The sequence below is a fragment of the Clostridium sp. LXY-7 genome, from assembly GCF_056172015.1.
Map to the genome: position 1 here is coordinate 1,001,908 of NZ_JBLLJL010000002.1, position 19,147 is coordinate 1,021,054.

At 31.3% G+C, this 19,147-nt stretch carries 13 protein-coding genes; all 13 read right to left on the bottom strand.

The genetic code is table 11. From position 1 onward, the window contains the following. Positions 1-15 precede the first annotated feature (15 nt). The 13 genes from ACI48Q_RS11880 to ACI48Q_RS11940 all read right to left on the bottom strand — a co-directional run bounded on the left by ACI48Q_RS11880 (position 16) and on the right by ACI48Q_RS11940 (position 19,001). Positions 16-525, bottom strand: coding sequence for an FUSC family protein (locus ACI48Q_RS11880; RefSeq protein ID WP_474919292.1), 510 nt, complete (start codon positions 523-525; stop codon positions 16-18). A 200-nt stretch (positions 526-725) separates the two neighbouring features. Further along, positions 726-2,813, bottom strand: coding sequence for a tetratricopeptide repeat protein (locus ACI48Q_RS11885; RefSeq protein WP_474919293.1), 2,088 nt, complete (start codon positions 2,811-2,813; stop codon positions 726-728). Between the two features lie 180 nt (positions 2,814-2,993). After that, entirely contained in the window at positions 2,994-4,238 is a 1,245-nt protein-coding gene (gene purD / locus ACI48Q_RS11890; protein ID WP_474919294.1) for a phosphoribosylamine--glycine ligase, read from the bottom strand. Between the two features lie 37 nt (positions 4,239-4,275). Beyond that, positions 4,276-5,793, bottom strand: a complete 1,518-nt coding sequence (purH, locus tag ACI48Q_RS11895; RefSeq protein WP_474919295.1) for a bifunctional phosphoribosylaminoimidazolecarboxamide formyltransferase/IMP cyclohydrolase — start codon at positions 5,791-5,793, stop codon at positions 4,276-4,278. Positions 5,794-5,797: 4 nt separating this feature from the next. Beyond that, positions 5,798-6,412, bottom strand: coding sequence for a phosphoribosylglycinamide formyltransferase (gene purN / locus ACI48Q_RS11900; protein WP_474919296.1), 615 nt, complete (start codon positions 6,410-6,412; stop codon positions 5,798-5,800). After that, positions 6,400-7,398 (bottom strand): phosphoribosylformylglycinamidine cyclo-ligase, encoded by a 999-nt coding sequence (gene purM / locus ACI48Q_RS11905; RefSeq protein WP_474919297.1) that lies wholly within the window; start codon positions 7,396-7,398, stop codon positions 6,400-6,402. Before purM ends, purN begins: the two co-directional genes overlap by 13 nt. 19 nt (positions 7,399-7,417) lie before the next feature. Next, complete coding sequence (gene purF, locus ACI48Q_RS11910; protein WP_474919298.1) at positions 7,418-8,821, bottom strand: amidophosphoribosyltransferase; 1,404 nt, start codon at positions 8,819-8,821, stop codon at positions 7,418-7,420. 37 nt (positions 8,822-8,858) lie between these two features. Beyond that, the gene (purC, locus tag ACI48Q_RS11915; protein WP_474919299.1) at positions 8,859-9,563 is read right to left on the bottom strand and encodes a phosphoribosylaminoimidazolesuccinocarboxamide synthase; all 705 of its coding nucleotides are present in this window, start codon (positions 9,561-9,563) and stop codon (positions 8,859-8,861) included. Beyond that, complete coding sequence (gene purE, locus ACI48Q_RS11920) at positions 9,563-10,042, bottom strand: 5-(carboxyamino)imidazole ribonucleotide mutase (protein ID WP_474919300.1); 480 nt, start codon at positions 10,040-10,042, stop codon at positions 9,563-9,565. Before purE ends, purC begins: the two co-directional genes overlap by 1 nt. Before the next feature lie 64 nt (positions 10,043-10,106). Then, on the bottom strand, positions 10,107-13,853 hold the full coding sequence (locus tag ACI48Q_RS11925) for a phosphoribosylformylglycinamidine synthase (RefSeq protein ID WP_474919301.1): 3,747 nt from the start codon (positions 13,851-13,853) through the stop codon (positions 10,107-10,109). 328 nt (positions 13,854-14,181) lie between these two features. Continuing rightward, entirely contained in the window at positions 14,182-16,542 is a 2,361-nt protein-coding gene (gene hypD, locus ACI48Q_RS11930; protein ID WP_474919302.1) for a trans-4-hydroxy-L-proline dehydratase, read from the bottom strand. Between the two features lie 4 nt (positions 16,543-16,546). After that, the gene (locus tag ACI48Q_RS11935; protein WP_474919303.1) at positions 16,547-17,449 is read right to left on the bottom strand and encodes a trans-4-hydroxy-L-proline dehydratase activase; all 903 of its coding nucleotides are present in this window, start codon (positions 17,447-17,449) and stop codon (positions 16,547-16,549) included. 145 nt (positions 17,450-17,594) lie between these two features. Then, positions 17,595-19,001, bottom strand: a complete 1,407-nt coding sequence (locus tag ACI48Q_RS11940) for a sigma-54 interaction domain-containing protein (protein WP_474919304.1) — start codon at positions 18,999-19,001, stop codon at positions 17,595-17,597. Between the last annotated feature and the right edge of the window lie 146 nt (positions 19,002-19,147).

The following is a 19,147-nucleotide window of genomic DNA, read 5'->3' on the forward strand; positions in this document are numbered from 1 at the left end:
AAGCTATTTTTTATCTTACCTCTTACACTTTTTTATTATTTTATTCCATTTCTTGTAGAAAGGTGAATCCTTAGGTGGGACTATAATATGATTTATGCCTAAAGAAACTATTATTCCTATTGTAGTATCTATAGTTCTACTTATAGCATAACCCACAGTATCTTTTATCTCCAAATTAAATGTAATTGAACAAAAAACTATGCAAGCTATAGCTATAGCTTCCTGCCATTTTAATACATTAAGTACAGAAATCAAAATAACTATTCCAACAAATATAAGAAATATACTTCCTGGCTTAATCATAGCCATTATAATTCCAATTACTGCTCCTACCACTGTACCTAAAACTCTATCTTTCCCAACCTTAACACCTTTACTAACTGTACTTTGCATTGTTAACAATGCAGCCGTTGCAACTAAGAATGGATCACTCTTTTGTAATACATTAGCTAGAACCATACTAATTACAACAGCAAGAGCAGTTTTTATGTTTCTCATTCCCACATAATGATTGACATTTTCCAAATACTCCAACTCCTTCTATGCTACAAATACTTATACAACTTCACTATGTTAACTATATATTATATATGGTTTCTATTTTTAAATCAAATATTTTATTTCTTAGAATATTTTACAAAAAAAGCCTCCACTTTACATAGAAATTCTTCCTCAAGTTTAAATATTTTGATTTTATCTACATAAACACTCCTTAGAGATTGTTTTTATCTACATTGAACCTCTTCACTCAAAACTCTTATACATTGCTCTTTAAGGGTGAATGCTTCATCATAATGGTCATCTATGTTTATAGCTTCCTCAGTGTCCTTTAATGCCTCTGCATAGTTCTTGTTCCTATAATTTATCTTTGCTCTAAGCAAATAGTATCTTTCATCATCACTTATTTCTATAGCATTATTTATGAACATTATTGCCTTACTATATTGAAATTCTACAATACTATAAAAGTAATAAGATATTATAAAGTATATTTTATCCTGCCTTGGATATACATTGAAAATCCCCATTAAGAAATTTAATATATCTGTTTTGGGTAAAAAGGTTTTTCTTACCTTTCCTTTTTTTAAATCTCTATAGGATAATTTAAATAGATAATCAATTGCTTCTGTATATTTATAGCTTCTTATTAAGATATATACTTTATTCAGATTAATATATAGGTCTTCTCCATTGATTTTTAAGGCCTTATCCATATAATCTATCGCTTTATCATATTCACCAATCTCAAAATGTGTTCGTGATAAAAGATTGAAGTATTTTTCATTATTACCATTTAAATTTATTGCTTTGTTTAAATTTGCTATCACCTCATGATAAGAAAAACAATCTAAATTATAGTTCTCCTTAACATCTTTCAAGTAAGCCTTAGAGCTATTTAGTAGTCTTAGGATTAAAACTATAGCTCTACCTTTTCTATAATATCCATGAGAGGCTTTTGGCTTTAAATTAATTACTTCATCATATATTTTTATTGCTCTATTATAATTTTCAATAACCTTATACATGGATTCATTCTTATTTATGGTTTCAAAATCCTCACCAAATAATAAATATAACTCTTCTGTATAGTCGTACCAATATTCATTATTTAATTCTAAGTTAATAGCTCTTGTACAATGTCTTGACACTAAAGTATATTTCCCCTCTAGTGATAAATATTGGTCCTTTGTAATTTTTATGATTTCTTCTTTCAAAAACTGAGAAAGGTCTCTTTTATAGTGTCTATAATCCTCTCCATAATCTTCTTCCTTTTCTAAAGCTTTTATTACACATTCATAACTTTGTATTTTAACCTTGTAGTTAGCCTTTTCATAGCTTAATATCCTATCAAGTACATTGATTCCCTCTTCATATCTTTTTAACTTCATTAATATAAATCCCTTATGATACAAATAGTTCTCATAATCTCTATTTTTAATTTTTATTGCTTCATCTAGAACTTCCAAAATTATTTTTTCATCTTTTTCTAGAGAAGTTCTGTCTACAATGTCATCAATGAGATCCTTTATTTTACTATCAATATACTCTTTATTTATATATTTTCTATCTCCATATTCACTGAATTCTTCAATTTTATATAGCTTTTTATATATATTTAGCATTTCAACAAAATAGTCATTATTGATCAGCACTGCTTTTCCATCCTCTATAAGCTCTAAATATTTCATTTTCTTATAATTAGATGCATAGTGATAATGATCATTTTCCTCTTCCATTTCTATAATTTTTAGTAGTTCAATGTAGTTTTTATATAAATTATAGAAATCACCTGTATTGATGAAATTTGTTATGTCATTTTCATATTTTTCTTTAAGAAGTCCTGCTATCCTAGTTACATTCTCCCCATATATCTCTACATCTCCATAATTACTATAAGTGTTAAGAGCATATTTTAGCCCTTCATAGTACATTTGAAAGGCTTCCTCTAACCTTCCTAATTTCTCAAGAACTTTTCCTTTGTGATTATATACATACTCATCAACAGTTATAGCAAATGAGTAGTTTATATATTTCAGAGCATTCTCATAATCCTCAATTTTATAAAAAGCTAATGACAATAAATCATAGGCTTCATCCTTAGCTTTAAAGTTTAAGCACTTCTCTAAATTTTCTATAGACTCTTTTATTCTCTCTAATTTTAATAATATTTTCCCACGCAAAATATAATAATCATAATCTCTATTCTCTTCCGTAGCTTCATTTAATTTATCCAGTATTTTTTTACTCTCTATTTGGGTAATGTTTTTATAGCTGTCATACTTCTCTTCTATGTTAAACCTATTATAATCCATAATTCCTCCAAAATAATTTTATCGTACTATACCATTATATTAAATTTTATCATATTTAGATATAATCCTAGATTAATAAAACATTAACTTTATTTTAACTAAATATAGAAAAGTAACTTTAAATATTACTAACCTTAGAATATAATAAATGGCTGCTCCATTTAATAGAGCAGCCGTTTATTATATTCCTATATCATTTCTATAGTATATTCCACTAAAGTTAATTTTACTTATTTCTTTATAAGCATTTGCTCTACAATCCTCAATGTTATTGCCTAGGGCTGTGACTCCTAGCACCCGTCCTCCATTAGTCACTAACATTTCCTCCTGGATTTCCGCTCCTGCAATAAATACAGTTCCATTACACTTATCTATTCCATCAATGATTAATCCTTTTTCATAAGCACCTGGATATCCTTTTGAAGCAGCTATAACGCAACATGCAATTTTATTTTCAAAGACTAAATCAACTTGTTCTAACTTTCTATCTAAAGCATTTTCTATTAACTCCAATAAATCATTTTTCATTAATGGAAGCACTACCTGTGTCTCTGGATCTCCCATTCTTACATTATATTCAATAAGATATACTCCTCTTTTAGTTATCATTAACCCAAAGAATATTATCCCAATATAATCAAAGCCTTCCTCCACAATACCTTTTAAAGTAGGCTCAAGTATATGGTCTTGAAATTCTTTAAGTACCTCTGCAGTGCAATATGGATTTGGTGCTATGGTACCCATCCCTCCAGTATTAGGTCCTTGCCCTCCATCAAATATAGTTTTATGATCCTTTGATGATACCATAGGAAGAATTACCTTTCCATCAGTAATAGTTAATATAGAAGCCTCTACTCCCTGTAAAAATTCTTCTATAATTATCTTTTTACCAGATCCCTGGAATACATCTTCAATCATGAATTCTTTCAAAGTTTTTACTGCCTCTTCACCGGTAGTAGCTATAACTACTCCCTTTCCTGCTGCAAGCCCATCTGCCTTTATTACTATGGGGTAGCTACAGCATTTTACATAGTTAAAGGCCAAATTATAATCTTCGAAGGTTTCATATGCAGCAGTTTTAACTCCATATTTCTTCATAAATTCTTTAGCAAAAGATTTACTACCCTCAAGCATGGCAGCCACTTTACTAGGTCCAAATATTTTTAATCCCTTAGCCTTAAATAAATCTACTATACCCTCACAAAGATACATCTCTGGTCCTACCACTGTTATATCTATTTTTTTTTCTATAGCAAAGTTTAAAAGCTCTTCATTAGATTTTATATTTACATTCTCACATTTCTTTTCTAAAGCTGTACCACCATTTCCTGGAGCACAATATATCCTATTAACTTTATGACTTTTGCTCAACTTCCATGCAATGGCATGTTCTCGTCCACCATTTCCTATAACTAGTACTTTCATAGCACACCTCCATCAATTATCTTCAAATATTTTTATGTTAATGCTTAAAGTGTCTAATTCCAGTTAATACCATGGATATGCCATGTTCATTGCAAGCTTTTATACTTTTCTCATCATTCATAGAACCACCTGGATGAATAATAGCTTTTATGTTATATTCATTAGCCTTATCTACACAATCTCTAAATGGGAAGTATGCATCTGAAGCTAATACAACACCTTCTTTAGCTCTATCTAATGCTTGAGCTGTGGCCCAAATTCTATTAACTTGTCCTCCTGCAATCCCTATAGCCATCTTATCTTTCACAACTACAATAGCGTTTGACTTAACATATTTACAAATCTTCATTGCAAAGATCAAATTATCTAACTCTTCCTCTGTAGGAGCTTTCTCTGTAACTACCTTAAGCTCCTCATAAGTCTTATTATCTACATCTTGAACTAAGATACCTCCATCTACAGAAACCATCTCAAAATCATTACTTGGTCTGCTACTACATTTTATAACTCTTAAATTTTTCTTAGTCTTTAATACTTCTAGAGCCCCATCACTAAAATCAGGAGCTATAACTATTTCTAAGAATATTTTCACCATTTCTTCTGCTGTCTCTTTGTTTATTTCAGTGTTTAACGCTACAATTCCCCCAAATATGGACATCTCATCACAGCTAAAAGCTTTCTTATATGCTTCCTCAGGAGTTTTTCCTAAAGCTACTCCACATGGTGTATTATGCTTTAATCCACAACAGGCAATAGTGTCAAACTCATTAACTACCTTCCAGGCAATATCCATATCTTTAATATTGTTATAAGAAAGGGGCTTTCCATTTAATATTTCAATATTATTAAGCATTCCTGTACCATCTGTGCTATTATATACACAAGCGTTTTGATGAGGATTTTCTCCATATCTTAAATCACTATTTTTTTCATAAGACAGTGCTAAATACTGCTCTCTATTTTCATTATATTCAGATACATTTTTCTTTAGATAGTTACATATTGCTGCATCATAAGACGTAGTTAAATTAAATACCTTCATAGCTAAATATCTTCTTGTTTCTAAAGTTACATCTCCACATCTATCCATTTCTTCTGTAACTAACTTATAGTCTTCAGCATCACAGATAACCACTACGTCTTTAAAATTTTTAGCTGCACTTCTAAGCATTGTAGGTCCACCAATATCAATAAACTCTATAGTTTCCTCAAAAGTAAGGCCTTCCTTTACTTTTTCAAAGAAAGGATATAGATTTACACACACTAAATCTATGGTCTCTATGTCTCTATCTTTTAGAGTTCTCATATGTTCTATATTATCTCTTATAGCCAAAATTCCACCATGAATTATAGGATGAAGAGTCTTAACTCTTCCATTTAGCATCTCTTCAGCATTAGTAATCTCTGAAACCTCTTTTACCTCTATAGAATTTTCTTTTAATAAGGAAAAAGTTCCCCCAGTAGAAATAAGTTCTACTCCTTTATTCTTTAAAAATTTAGCGAAATTTAAGATGCCACCTTTATCATAAACACTAATTAAAGCTCTCTTTATCATATCTCTACTCCTTTATACACACTGTTCTTCCCTGTATTTTAATTTTATTCACAGCTAAAAGTCCTATGGCTTCTGGAAGAGCTTTATGCTCCACTTCCAATATTCTGTTCTGTAATATCTCTGGAGTATCATCTCCAAAAACTTCAACAGCTTTTTGAAGAATTATAGCTCCACTATCCGTATTCTCATCCACAAAATGTACGGTGCATCCACTATATTTAACTCCATAATTAATAGCAGCTTCATGGACCTTTATACCATACATACCCTTCCCTGAAAAACTAGGTATTAAAGATGGATGAATATTTATTATTCTATGTTTAAATCCATCCACTAGAGGAGCCTTTATAATAGACAAAAATCCAGCTAAGACTATCAAATCTACTTTTCCCTTTAAAACTTCATAAAGCACTTTACTTAAATCTTGTCCATAGACCTTCCTATCCAATACTAAGGAACTAATGTTATGTTTTTTAGCTCTTTCTAAGGCATAAATTCCACCTCTATCGCTAATAACATATTTTATACATACGTCTTTCAAATATCCATTTTCAATACTATCAATAATAGAACCTAGGTTTGTTCCTCCACCAGAAACTAATACTGCTATATTAAACAAACCCCTCCACCTCCAGCTTTTACATATCCTATTTCGTAGGCTTCTTCTCCTAGAGATTTAAGTTCAGCCAGAACCTCTTCCTTTATATTCTTATTCACCGCAAGAACCATACCAATACCCATGTTAAAGGTATTAAACATATGATATTCATCTACGCCTTGTTCTCTTATGTATCTATAAATTGCTGGAATATTAAAGGAATCTTTTTCAATTACTGCTGTATATTCTTCTTTAAACATTCTAGGAATATTTTCATAAAACCCTCCGCCAGTTATATGTGCCATACCGTTAATTTTATATTTTTCTAGAAGTGATAAAACTGATTTTACATATATTTTAGTAGGAGTTAATAATATTTCTCCTAAAGTTTTCCCATCTAACTTTTCATCATAATTCTTAACTATTTTCCTAACTAATGAATACCCATTACTGTGAATTCCTGAAGAAGCAAGTCCAATCAATACATTGCCTTCTTTTATATCTCTTCCATCAATTATTTTATCTTCATCTACAATACCCACTGCAAATCCAGCCAAATCATAATCTCCTAGTTTATACATTCCAGGCATTTCTGCAGTTTCTCCACCAATTAGTGAAGCTCCACTTTGAAGACATCCTTCACACACACCTTTTACAATGTCACTAGCTACTGAAGAATCTAGTTTTCCACAAGCAATATAATCTAAAAAGAAAAGGGGTTTTGCTCCATGACATAAAATATCATTTACGCTCATGGCAACACAATCAATACCTACAGTGTCAAACTTTTGTAATTTAATAGCAACCTCTAGCTTAGTTCCTACTCCATCTGTACCAGAAACTAGAACTGGCTTCTCATATCCACTAGGAAGCTTTACCATACCTGCAAAACTCCCAATGCCATTAAGTACTAATGAGCCTAATGTCTTTGCAGTATATTCCTTCATAAGCTTTACTGCTTTATATCCTTCTTCTATATTAACTCCTGCATCTTTATACGTAATCATTGTAAACCCTCCCATACATTTATAGTTTTACTGGTGCCGAAATTGGATATTCTCCATCAAAACATCCACAACAAAAACCATTCTCTCTGCCTAAACATTTTAAAAGATTCTCCTTTGTTAAATAAGCTAGACTATCTGCTCCAATTAAATCTCCTACTTCATTCTCTGTGGTCTGTGCTCCTATTAAACTGCTTCTGTAAGGAGTGTCTATGCCAAAATAACATGGAAACTTCACCATTGGAGAACATACTCTAAAATGCACTTCTTTAGCTCCTGAGTTTCTTAGCATTTCTATTAATATTTTACTTGTAGTTCCTCTTACAATAGAATCATCTATTAATACAATTCTTTTACCTTCTACATTTTCTTTAATTACATTTAGCTTTACACCAACTGAAGCTTCTCTCTCTTCTTGGGTAGGCGCTATAAAAGTTCTTCCTATATATTTATTCTTAATCAATGCCATATCTAGTGGTATACCTGATGCTTTAGCATACCCTACTGCTGCAGACATTCCTGAATCTGGTACCCCAACTACAATATCTGCTTCTATGGGATTGGATTTATAAAGTTCTATACCGGCTTCATATCTTGATTTATTTACGCTAATTCCATCTATAACGCTATCAGGTCTAGCAAAATATATATATTCAAAGGAGCAAGTAGCTCTCGTAGATTTTTCACCGTACTTAATACTTCTCATTCCCTCATCATTAATTACTACTATTTCTCCTGGCTCTACATCTCTTATAAATTCAGCTCCCGTAGCAGTTAATGCACAGCTTTCAGAGGCTATAACATAGGTATCTTCACCTATTCTTCCAATGCAAAGAGGTCTTAATCCATAAGGATCTCTTACTCCTATAACTTCCTCTTCAGTTAGGATTGATATAGCAAAAGCTCCTTTTATTGCTTGCATTGTATCTACAATACTTTGAAGTATGCCTTTCTTTGCTCCCCTTGCTATTAAATTCAATATTACTTCTGAATCACTAGAGGTTTGAAATATACATCCAGAATCTTCAAGCAATTCTCTTAAGATTTCTGCATTTGTTAAATTCCCATTATGAGCTATAGCCATATTTCCTAGTTTAAATTTTCCTATTAGAGGTTGTGCATTTTTTATTGAACTATCCCCAGCAGTTGAATACCTTACATGGCCTATAGCAGAATATCCCTTTAACCCCTCTAAACATTCTCTACTAAACACCTCTGATACTAATCCCATACCTTTATGACTATTTACATTTTCACCATCAAAGCTAACTATTCCAGCACTTTCCTGCCCTCTATGTTGAAGTGCATAGAGTCCATAATAGGTTCTCTTTGACACATCTAAATCTTTATTTATAGAATAAATTCCATAAACACCACACTCATCGTGAAATTTATCCTCATCATAACACTCATAAATTAACTCCATTTAATAATTCCTCCAAACCACATATTAACACCATAGACTATGCTTTAATTCTGTCTAAAACTTTTGTATACCCTTCTACTAAATCTCCTAGTTCTCTTCTAAATCTATCCTTATCTAACTTTTCTCCAGTTTTTATATCCCATAATCTACAAGTGTCTGGTGAAATTTCATCAGCTAACATTATCTCTCCATTTAATTTTCCAAACTCCAACTTGAAGTCTATTAGTTTTATACCTTGCTCCAGGAAGAATGCACCTAAAACTTCATTTACTGTTTTAGCTTGACTATATATATAATCTAGTTCTTCAAATGTAGCAATGCCCATAGCTACAGCATGACAATCATTCATTAGTGGATCTCCTAATTCATCATTTTTATAACTTAGTTCAAATACTGTAGTTTTAAGTTCTGTACCTTCCTCAATACCATACCTTTTAGCCATGCTTCCAGCTGCAACATTTCTAACGATAACCTCTAATGGCACTATTTCTACTTTTTTGCAAATCTGTTCTCTATCACTTATCTTCTTAACAAAGTGAGTTTTAACTCCCTTTTCATTTAACATTTCAAATATTATAGAGCATATAGTGTTATTTAAAACACCTTTAGAAGCTATGGATGCTTTCTTTTCTCCATTAAATGCTGTAGCATCATCTTTGTAGTAAACTATAACCTCATCTTGATTATCTCCACTGTAAATCCTCTTTGCTTTTCCTTCATATAAAAATTCTCTGTTTTCCATTATAATTCTACCCCCTGCTCATTATCTTTTATAAAATTTTCTTTCATTTCAACTCTGAATTTAACTAACTTTTCTTTTATTTCATCATACTTTATCCCTAGTATTTCTACAGCTAGCATTCCTGCGTTGTAACTATTATTAATTCCTACTGTAGCCACTGGAATAGATTTGGGCATTTGCACTATAGAATATAATGCATCTAGTCCATTAAGCTCTGCTTTTATTGGTACTCCAATTACAGGAATAACAGTCTTAGATGCTATAACTCCAGGAAGATGTGCTGCAAGACCAGCTCCTGCAATTATAGCTTCACAACCTTCATCTTCTAGTTTTTTAAGTACCTCAAATAATTTTTCTGGCACTCTATGAGCTGATAATATATGTGCCTCATAGGGTATCCCAAATTCTTTTAGACATTTTGCTGCACCTTTCATAACTTCCGTATCTGATTTACTTCCAAAAATAATAGCTACCTTCATACACTATTCCTCCACTGAAATATTTTTTTTAAAAACTAAATTTTCTTTTTAACTTTTTCATGCTTTACTTATAATAATTAATTCCACCTTGGAATAATTTCATATCCTTATTTCCTGGCACGTTTTTAATAATTCCAGCAGCAATCCTCTCACTGTGTGCCATTTTTCCGAAGATTCTTCCATCCTCACTAGTTATACCTTCAATAGCATATACTGATCCATTTGGATTAAATTCAATATCATAAGTGCCCTTGCTTTCATTATCTACATACTGAGTGGCAATCTGTTCTTTTGCTATTAATTGTCTTATCATAGCACCATCTGCATAAAATCTTCCCTCTCCATGAGATACTGGAACTTTGTATACATCTCCAGCCTTGCACATACTTAGCCATGGTGATTTAGTAGAAATAACCTTTGTATTAACCATGATACTTTGATGTCTTCCTATGGCATTATAGGTTAGGGTTGGACTGTTTTCCTTAATATCTGCTATTTCCCCATAAGGTACTAGTCCTAATTTTATAAGGGCTTGGAAGCCATTACATATTCCTAACATTAAACCGTCTCTGCTTTTAATTAGCTCCATAATTGCATCTCTAAGCTTTTCATTTCTAAATATAGCATTTATAAACTTTCCAGAACCATCTGGCTCATCTCCAGCAGAAAATCCACCTGGTAACATAATTATCTGGGAGTCTTTTATTTCTCTTTCTAAAGCTTCTATAGATTCCTCTATATGTGTAGTTGTCAAATTGTTAAATATTAAAGTTTTTACCTCTCCACCAGCCTTTAAGAATTCTCTTTCACAGTCATATTCACAGTTAGTTCCTGGGAAAACAGGAATTAATACCTTTGGCTTTGGTATTTTAATCATAGGAGATGAGATATGACCTGATTCTTTTATATTTAAGCTCTCTATGATTTCTTCTAAATTTTCAGTATATCTTTCATTAAATACACCTTCTAAAGGCTCTTTATAAGTTTTCACTAGTTCATCTAAATTAATTTTCTCATTTTCTCTTGATATAAATGTTTCTCCAGTTACTTCACCTAAATCAATATACTTTATACCCTTTAAATCACATTGATTATCTATCTCTAAAATCACTGAACCATAGCTGAAAGCATCCAAATCATCCAAAGATAATTTTGGATTTATTTTGAAACCTAGATTGTTACCAATACACATTTTCCCAATAGCTTCTATAACACCTCCGTAGGTTATAGTCCTACTGCTTAATACATATCCTTCTTCAATTAATTTGTTTATTATCTCATAATTCTTTTTTAATTTAGAAAATTCTGGAATGCCATATTCATCTATAGGAGTATTTATTATAATAGCCTTACTCTTGGTGCTCATAAAATGGCTACATACAACCTTGTCTATATGTGCTGTGGTAACTCCAAAACTTATCAAAGTTGGAGGTACATTCATATCTTTAAAGGTCCCAGACATACTATCTTTTCCACCGATAGCAGCTACTCCTAACTTATGCTGTGCATATAAACCTCCTAATAGTGCTGAGAATGGTTTTCCCCATTTTTCTCTATCCTCTCCTAGTCTCTCAAAATACTCTTGGAATGACAGGTAGATATTTTTCAAGTCTCCGCCCATAGCTACTAATTTTGTAACACTTTCCACCACTGCATATATAGCTCCATGGAAGGGACTCCATTTTGATATTTCTACTTCAAAACCATGGGTCATCATAGCAACTGTGGTTGTGTCTCTCTTTAATACTGGAATCTTAAATACCATACCCTCACTCTCTGAGTTTTGAGTTTCTCCTCCAAATGGTGTAATTACTGTATTTCCACCAATAGTACTATCAAACATATTAACCAATCCCTTTTGACTAGCTATATTTATATCACTAAAAACTCTTTTAAATCTATCATATAAATTCCCTTTAGCTTTTATATTAAAATCAACTTTAGTGTCTTCAGGTGAGTTTACTTTAATTTGTCCATAAGTACTTGCTCCGTTAGTATCCAAGAAATCTCTTTTTAAATTTACTATTTCTTTACCTTTCCACTTCAATATCATGGACTTTTCTTCAGTTACAGTTGCAACTTCAGTAGCTTCTAAATTTTCTTCTTCACAAAGGCTTATAAATAGTTCACTATCCTCTTTTTTAACTACTACTGCCATTCTCTCTTGAGATTCTGAAATAGCAAGTTCAGTACCATCTAAACCCTCATATTTTTTCTTAACTCTATCTAAATCAATTTCTATTCCGTCTGCTAATTCTCCTATAGCTACGGACACTCCACCAGCACCGAAGTCATTACATTTTTTTATTAATGTAGTTGCTTTCTTATTTCTGAATAATCTTTGAATTTTTCTTTCTGTAGGAGCATTACCTTTTTGTACTTCAGCGCTACAGGTATTTAATGATTTCTCTGTATGCTCCTTCGATGAACCAGAAGCTCCACCTATTCCATCTCTTCCTGTTCTTCCTCCTAAAAGGATTACTACGTCACCTGGATCTGGTTTTTCTCTAACTACATTCTCATAGGGTGTAGCTCCTAATACAGCCCCAACTTCCATTCTCTTAGCCACATACCCTTGATCATAAATTTCTTTTACATAACCTGTTGCAAGTCCTATTTGATTACCATAGCTACTATATCCTCTTGCAGCTTCTTTAGTTATCTTTCTTTGAGGAAGTTTTCCTTTTAAAGTATTTTCAATAGATGTTCTAGGATCCCCGGCTCCTGTTATTCTCATTGCTCCAAACACATAACTTCTTCCTGATAATGGATCTCTTATAGCTCCTCCTAAACATGTAGAAGCTCCTCCAAAGGGCTCTATTTCTGTAGGATGATTATGAGTTTCATTTTTAAACATTAATAAATATTTTTCTTTTTTATCATCTACATCCACATCTATAACAATGCTACAAGCATTTATTTCATCTGAAATATCAAGGCCAGGTAATCTTCCTTCTGCTCTTAATTTTTTCATACCAATTACTGCAATATCCATTAGAGTCATCGGCTTCTCTTTTTCCCTGTATAATTCATGTCTATATTCCTTATAAACCTGAAAAGCTTCTCTAATTGGCTTGGTATAAATTCCTTCTTCAAAGTCTACCTCTGTTAAAATTCTTTGGAAAGTAGTATGTCTACAGTGATCTGACCAATATGTATCTAATACTCTTATCTCTGTAATGGTTGGGTTTCTTTTTTCACTTTTAAAATATTCTCTTATTAATTTAATATCTTCTAAATTTAAGGAAAGTCCTCTGTGTCCAATAAATTCTTCTAATTCCCCATCCCTCATATCTAGAAATCCATTAATTATTTCTATATTTTCAGGTTCTACACACTGCTCTTCTAAGGACTCCTTACTTGCTAAAGTACTTTCTTTAGAGTCCACTTCATTTATATAATAACTTTTAATCGTTTCTAAATTTTCTTCTGTTATATCTCCATAGAGTCCTATAATTTTTCCACTTTTTACTATAGGAAGCTCCTTCTGAGTTATTACCTGTATACATTGTGCTGCTGAATCTGCCCTTTGATCATATTGACCTTCATGATATTCCACAACAAAATATTTACTTCCACATAGATCTATATTCTCTTCATAAATATCATCTGTATTTTTTTCGCTTAACACAGTGTATTTGATATTTTCAAATTCCTCTGGATTAATTCCACTGATATGATACTTATTTATAAGTCTAACTTTTTCTAACTTCTCTATGGCTAATAATGTTCTAAATTCTCTAAGAAGCTCCTTAGCCTCATTGTTAAAATTTTCTTTTTTCTCCACATAAAGAGTAAAAATCTGCTTCATTTCATACCCCCATTTACGAATATTAACTTTATATATTTTTTTATTGTTCGTATTTTATATTTTTATTTTAATACAATTCCGAACAAAAATAAAGTCTTTTATCAAAAATTTAAAAAATTATTGATAAAAGACTTACTTTTTAGTTATTTTTTTATTCATTGTTCGTATTTGTGCTGTACTATTCACATCTTATTAACATTTCACCTCATTGAATAATGCTGTGAATATTAGATTATTATTTCTTCAAGTGATTTTATTTTAAATCTTTGTTGATTTTAGAACTACATATTATTGCGAAGCAAACCATTTGCAGAAAGATTAGATTTACTTAAAAATTCTCATGCTCTGTTCTATTTATTATTTCGTCCTGTAAAGTTTTTCCTAAATCACAGAAATAGTCACTATAGCCTGCCACTCTAACAATTAGTCCCTTATAATTCTCTGGATTTAATTGAGCTTCTCTTAATGTTTTAGCTGAAATAACATTAAATTGTACATGATGACCATCCATTTTAAAATATGCTCTTATTAAATGACATAGATTTCTGATACCCTCTTCCCCTCTTAAAATATTTGGAGTAAATTTCTGATTAAGAAGTGTACCTCCAGTTCTCAAATGATCCATTTTAGCTGCTGATTTCATAACTCCTGTAGGACCATATTTATCAGCTCCGCCGACTGGTGATATACCTTCTGACTGCGGCATTCCCTTAAGTCTGCCATCTGCAGTTGCCCCTGTAACTTCTCCAAAGTAAATATGACATGTAGTTGGAAGCATGTTAACTCTATAGGTACCACCTCTTATAGATTTTCTCCCATTGACTTCATCATAATAAGCATCAAAGCACGTTTTCATGATGTCATCCGCATAATCATCATCATTTCCGTACTTAGGTGTCTTATTTAGTAATAGCTGTCTTAATGGCTCTTCATCTTGAAAATTATTATTTAACACTTTCATTAATTTCTCCAATGATATGGTCTTATTCTCAAAAACATGATATTTAATTGTAGAAAGTGAATCAGTTAAAGTTCCTATACCTACTCCCTGTACATAATTTGAATTATATCTAGCACCACCAGCATTATAATCCTTTCCATTTTTAATACAATCATCTATTAATGTTGATAGGAATGGACCTGGCATTTCTGTCATATATAACTTTTCAATAATGTTATTTCCCTTTATTTTAATATCCATAAAATAATGAAGTTGAGCTTTAAAAGCATCAAATAGTTCTTCAAAACTCTTTAAATCCGTTGTATTTCCTGTTCCTATTCCTATCTTTTCACCAGTCATTGGATCAACTCCATTATTTAGAGTTATCTCTAGCACCTTAACTAGGTTAAAGTATCCTGTTAAGATATATGCTTCTTTACCAAAAGCTCCTGTCTCAACGCAACCAGAAGTTCCTCCTTCCCTTGCATCTTGTACAGATTTTCCCTGCCTTATAAGCTCTTGAAACACTGAGTCTGCATTAAATACTGCTGGTTGTCCCCAACCTTTTCTTATAATTTCTCCTCCTTTTTTAATAAAAGCTTCTGGATTTTTCTTTGAAAGTTGAATATTACTATTTGGTTGAAGTAAAGTCATACTATCTACTACATCTAAAAGAATATAGGATAATTCACTTACTCCATCTCCCCCCTCACAGTTTAACCCTCCAATATTAATAGTAGCAAAATCTGTATAGGTTCCACTTTCCTTCAAGGTAACTCCAACCTTAGGAGTAGCTAATTGATTATTGAATTTAATCCACAGACATTGTAATAATTCTTCTACATCCTCTTTTGTAGTACTTCCGGCTTCCATTTCCTTTTTATAAATTGGATATAGATTTTGATCAAATCTACCTGGACTAAAAGCATCCCAAATATTCATCTCAGTAATTACTGTAAGATGAATGAACCAATATCCTTGAATAGCTTCCCAAACTGTATCTGGTTTATTGGCAGGTACCTTATTGCATATATCTGAAATTCTTAAAAGTTCCTGTTTCTTATTTTGGTTCTTCTCTTTTTCTGCCATATCTCTTGCAAGTTCACTATGCCTTTTAGCAAAAATTATAACCGCTTCACAGGCAATTTTCATAGCTTTTAGCTCTTCTTGTCTATCAAATGCATTTATATCATTAATAAAGTCTAACTTACTAATTTCTGCTTCTATTTCATCGATAACTTCTAGAAACCCTCTATTAAATAATTTTTTATCTCCTACAGTATGACCTGGCCCTCTTTGTTCCATAAATTCAGTAAAAATACCTGCATTATAACATTTATGCCATTGGTTATCCATTTGTTCTAATATCTTATCTCTAATAGATTTTTCTCTCCAAAAGGGTATTATCTCTCTTTCCTGAATCTCATATATAACTGGGTCCACCTTAAAAAAGGTTTTCTCTCTGCTATCCATAATCCTTAAATCATCTAAACTATGACAACATATCTCTGGATAAGTAGGGGTAGCTTTTGGGCTTTCTCCTCTTTCTCCAATTATAAGCTCATCAGAATCTATAACAATAGTTTTCTTCTCACAAATTTCTTTTAATGCTAAGGCTCTCAACACAGGAGTGGATACCTTCCCCTCATACTTTTTATAAGCTTCTGTAATAATTCTAGCTCTATCTATTGATATAGTAGGAATAGCATCTAAACTTCTTTTTCTTAATATTTCTACTCTTTTTCTCATCTAATTACCCTCCTATTTTAACCTTAATGCCCGTCTCATTATAAAATTTCTCTTTAATATGTTCCATATGTTCTAAGGTTGGTTCTTCGATAGCGTTCATCTCATAGTTTTTATTCAGTCTAGTATACTTTTCTTCAGATATATTGTGATAAGGCAATAAATTTATCTGCTCTATACCTTTTAATTCTTTTATAAATTCTATAAATTCTTCTATATCCTTCTCACCATCATTCACTGTAGGAATCATTGGTATTCTTAAAAAAACTCTAGCTCCACGGTTAAGTAATAGCTTTAAATTCTTAAGAATTATGTCATTACTTACTCCAACATAGCTCCTATGCTTTTCATCATCTATAACTTTTAAATCATAAAGAAATAAGTCTGTATAAAGTATAATTTTTTCTAAAGTCTCCTTATGAGCAAACCCACTAGTATCTACTGCCGCATGAATTCTCTTTTCCTTACATCTTTTTAACAAATCTAGAAGGAATTCTCCTTGATTTAATGGTTCTCCTCCTGAAAATGTAACACCACCATCAGATTCATCATAAAATATCCTATCTTTTTCTATTTCTCTTATTAATTCATCTGCATTCTTTTCTTCCCCAGCAACTCTTAAAGCTGTAGTAGGACATATATCACTGCATTTACCACATCTTTTACATAGGTTATTGTTAAACTTTATACAATCCTCATGAAAAAAAATTGCCTTTTCTTCACATTTCTCTATACAAGATTTGCAACTAATACATTTATCCTTATAAAATAAAAGCTCACTATAGGATTTTTGACTTTCCGGATTATGGCACCATCGGCATATTAAAGGGCATCCCTTTAAAAATACCGTAGTTCTTATACCTGGCCCATCGTGTATAGAATATTTTTGAATGTTAAATACCATCCCCATATTATTCCCCCTATTCTTTATATATTTATCCGAGCAATAACTGTGCCAAGCTAATAAACTCAAGGCTTTTACATAAACTTTAATACTTTAAGCAAAAATACGTCCCAAAAACAGTACTTATTGTACTATTTTTAGGACGTTGTATTTATTTTAATATTATCTCTTTTTTTATGTTGAATTTTTTTATCTTATTTTGAAGAGTTTGTTTTGGAATTTTTAATAGTCTTGCTGCCTTAGAATAATTTCCCTCTGATTTTTCAATGGCACTAATAAGAATTTCTCTTTCCATATGATATAGACATTCATTTAATCCCTCATCATATACTTTCTCTTTAACAATATTTTTCACTTGATTATTTGACTGTTGAGTATATATATTTATCTTATTTAAAAATTCTCCTTCACATAGTATCATAGCACTTTCCACAGCATGTTTAAGCTCCCTAACATTTCCTGGCCAGCTATGAGCTAAAAATTTATCCATAGCCTTTGAATCTATACTCTTTACACTTTTATTAAATCTCTCATTATATTCTTCTAAAAAGTGCTTTACTAGTAGTGGTATATCTCCTTTTCTTTCTCGAAGCGGAGGTATTTCCATATATATTACTTTTAATCTATAGTATAAGTCTTTTCTAAGCTTTCCTTCTCTTATTAAGTCCATAGGATTTTCATTTGTAGAAGCAATAACTTTAACATCTATTTTCTTATTCTTAACTCCTCCTACAGTTCTTATTTCTTCCTCTTGTATTACTCTTAATAATTTCCCTTGCAATTCTAAATCCAGTGAGTTAATCTCATCTAAATATAAAGTACCTCCATTGGCTATCTCAAACAATCCTTTTCTTTCCTTTGCTCCAGTATAACTTCCTTCTTCGGTACCAAAAAGTATGCCTTCTAGAAGATTTTGTGGAAGAGCTGCACAGTTTTGTGCTATAAAGGGAGCATTTTTCTTATTTTCATTTTCATTATGTATGGCCTGTACAAATAACTCTTTTCCTGTACCAGTTTCTCCATAAATCAGCACTGGTGAGTTTACTTTGCTTATTTTTTTAACTATATCTTTTAATTCTTTTATTCTATAATCTTCTCCTAAAATATTATCTAAGCTGTACTTAGTTTTGTAATTTAGGTTTCTTAATTCTTTACTATTACATATCTCCTTCTCCAAGGAAAGTATTTTTTCTGAAAGCTCCCAAACCAAGGTGAAATCCTTAAAAATCTCAAATACTCCAACAATATTATCCTCTTTAAAAATAGGAATTGTAGATGTAACTACAGTTACTGGTAATCCTATATGATTTTTATAATTTTGTATTCTATTTATTATTGGTTTTCTATTCTTAATTACGCTATAGAAAGTGCTATTTTCTTTCTTTAATTGTGGAAATACTTGCAAAATATTTTTCCCTATAGGATTCTTATCTTTTATACCAGTTATATTCTTTTTATTACATTCTTTATAAAAGATAATATTAGCTTCATTATCTGTAACTATAATGCCCTCATCAGAGTTTTCAATGAAACTTTCTAATATGTTCTTATAATCCATTCCACATCCGCCCCTATTAATATTTAAAGTGGCTGTTTTAAAAGTATTTAAAACAGCCATAATTTTTTTACTTTACACTATTTTTAACCTACCTACACTCCATACTTTAGAATTGTAAATAAATATTTATATGATAAGTCAACTTA

Excerpts from the sequence above, each read along its gene's own strand:
- ACI48Q_RS11885 (WP_474919293.1), bottom strand. The coding sequence starts at position 2,813 with ATGGATTATAATAGGTTTAACATAGAAGAGAAGTATGACAGCTATAAA.
- purD (WP_474919294.1), bottom strand. The coding sequence starts at position 4,238 with ATGAAAGTACTAGTTATAGGAAATGGTGGACGAGAACATGCCATTGCA.
- purH (WP_474919295.1), bottom strand. The coding sequence starts at position 5,793 with ATGATAAAGAGAGCTTTAATTAGTGTTTATGATAAAGGTGGCATCTTA.
- purM (WP_474919297.1), bottom strand. The coding sequence starts at position 7,398 with ATGATTACGTATAAAGATGCAGGAGTTAATATAGAAGAAGGATATAAA.
- purF (WP_474919298.1), bottom strand. The coding sequence starts at position 8,821 with ATGGAGTTAATTTATGAGTGTTATGATGAGGATAAATTTCACGATGAG.
- purC (WP_474919299.1), bottom strand. The coding sequence starts at position 9,563 with ATGGAAAACAGAGAATTTTTATATGAAGGAAAAGCAAAGAGGATTTAC.
- purE (WP_474919300.1), bottom strand. The coding sequence starts at position 10,042 with ATGAAGGTAGCTATTATTTTTGGAAGTAAATCAGATACGGAAGTTATG.
- ACI48Q_RS11925 (WP_474919301.1), bottom strand. The coding sequence starts at position 13,853 with ATGAAGCAGATTTTTACTCTTTATGTGGAGAAAAAAGAAAATTTTAAC.
- hypD (WP_474919302.1), bottom strand. The coding sequence starts at position 16,542 with ATGAGAAAAAGAGTAGAAATATTAAGAAAAAGAAGTTTAGATGCTATT.
- ACI48Q_RS11935 (WP_474919303.1), bottom strand. The coding sequence starts at position 17,449 with ATGGGGATGGTATTTAACATTCAAAAATATTCTATACACGATGGGCCA.
- ACI48Q_RS11940 (WP_474919304.1), bottom strand. The coding sequence starts at position 19,001 with ATGGATTATAAGAACATATTAGAAAGTTTCATTGAAAACTCTGATGAG.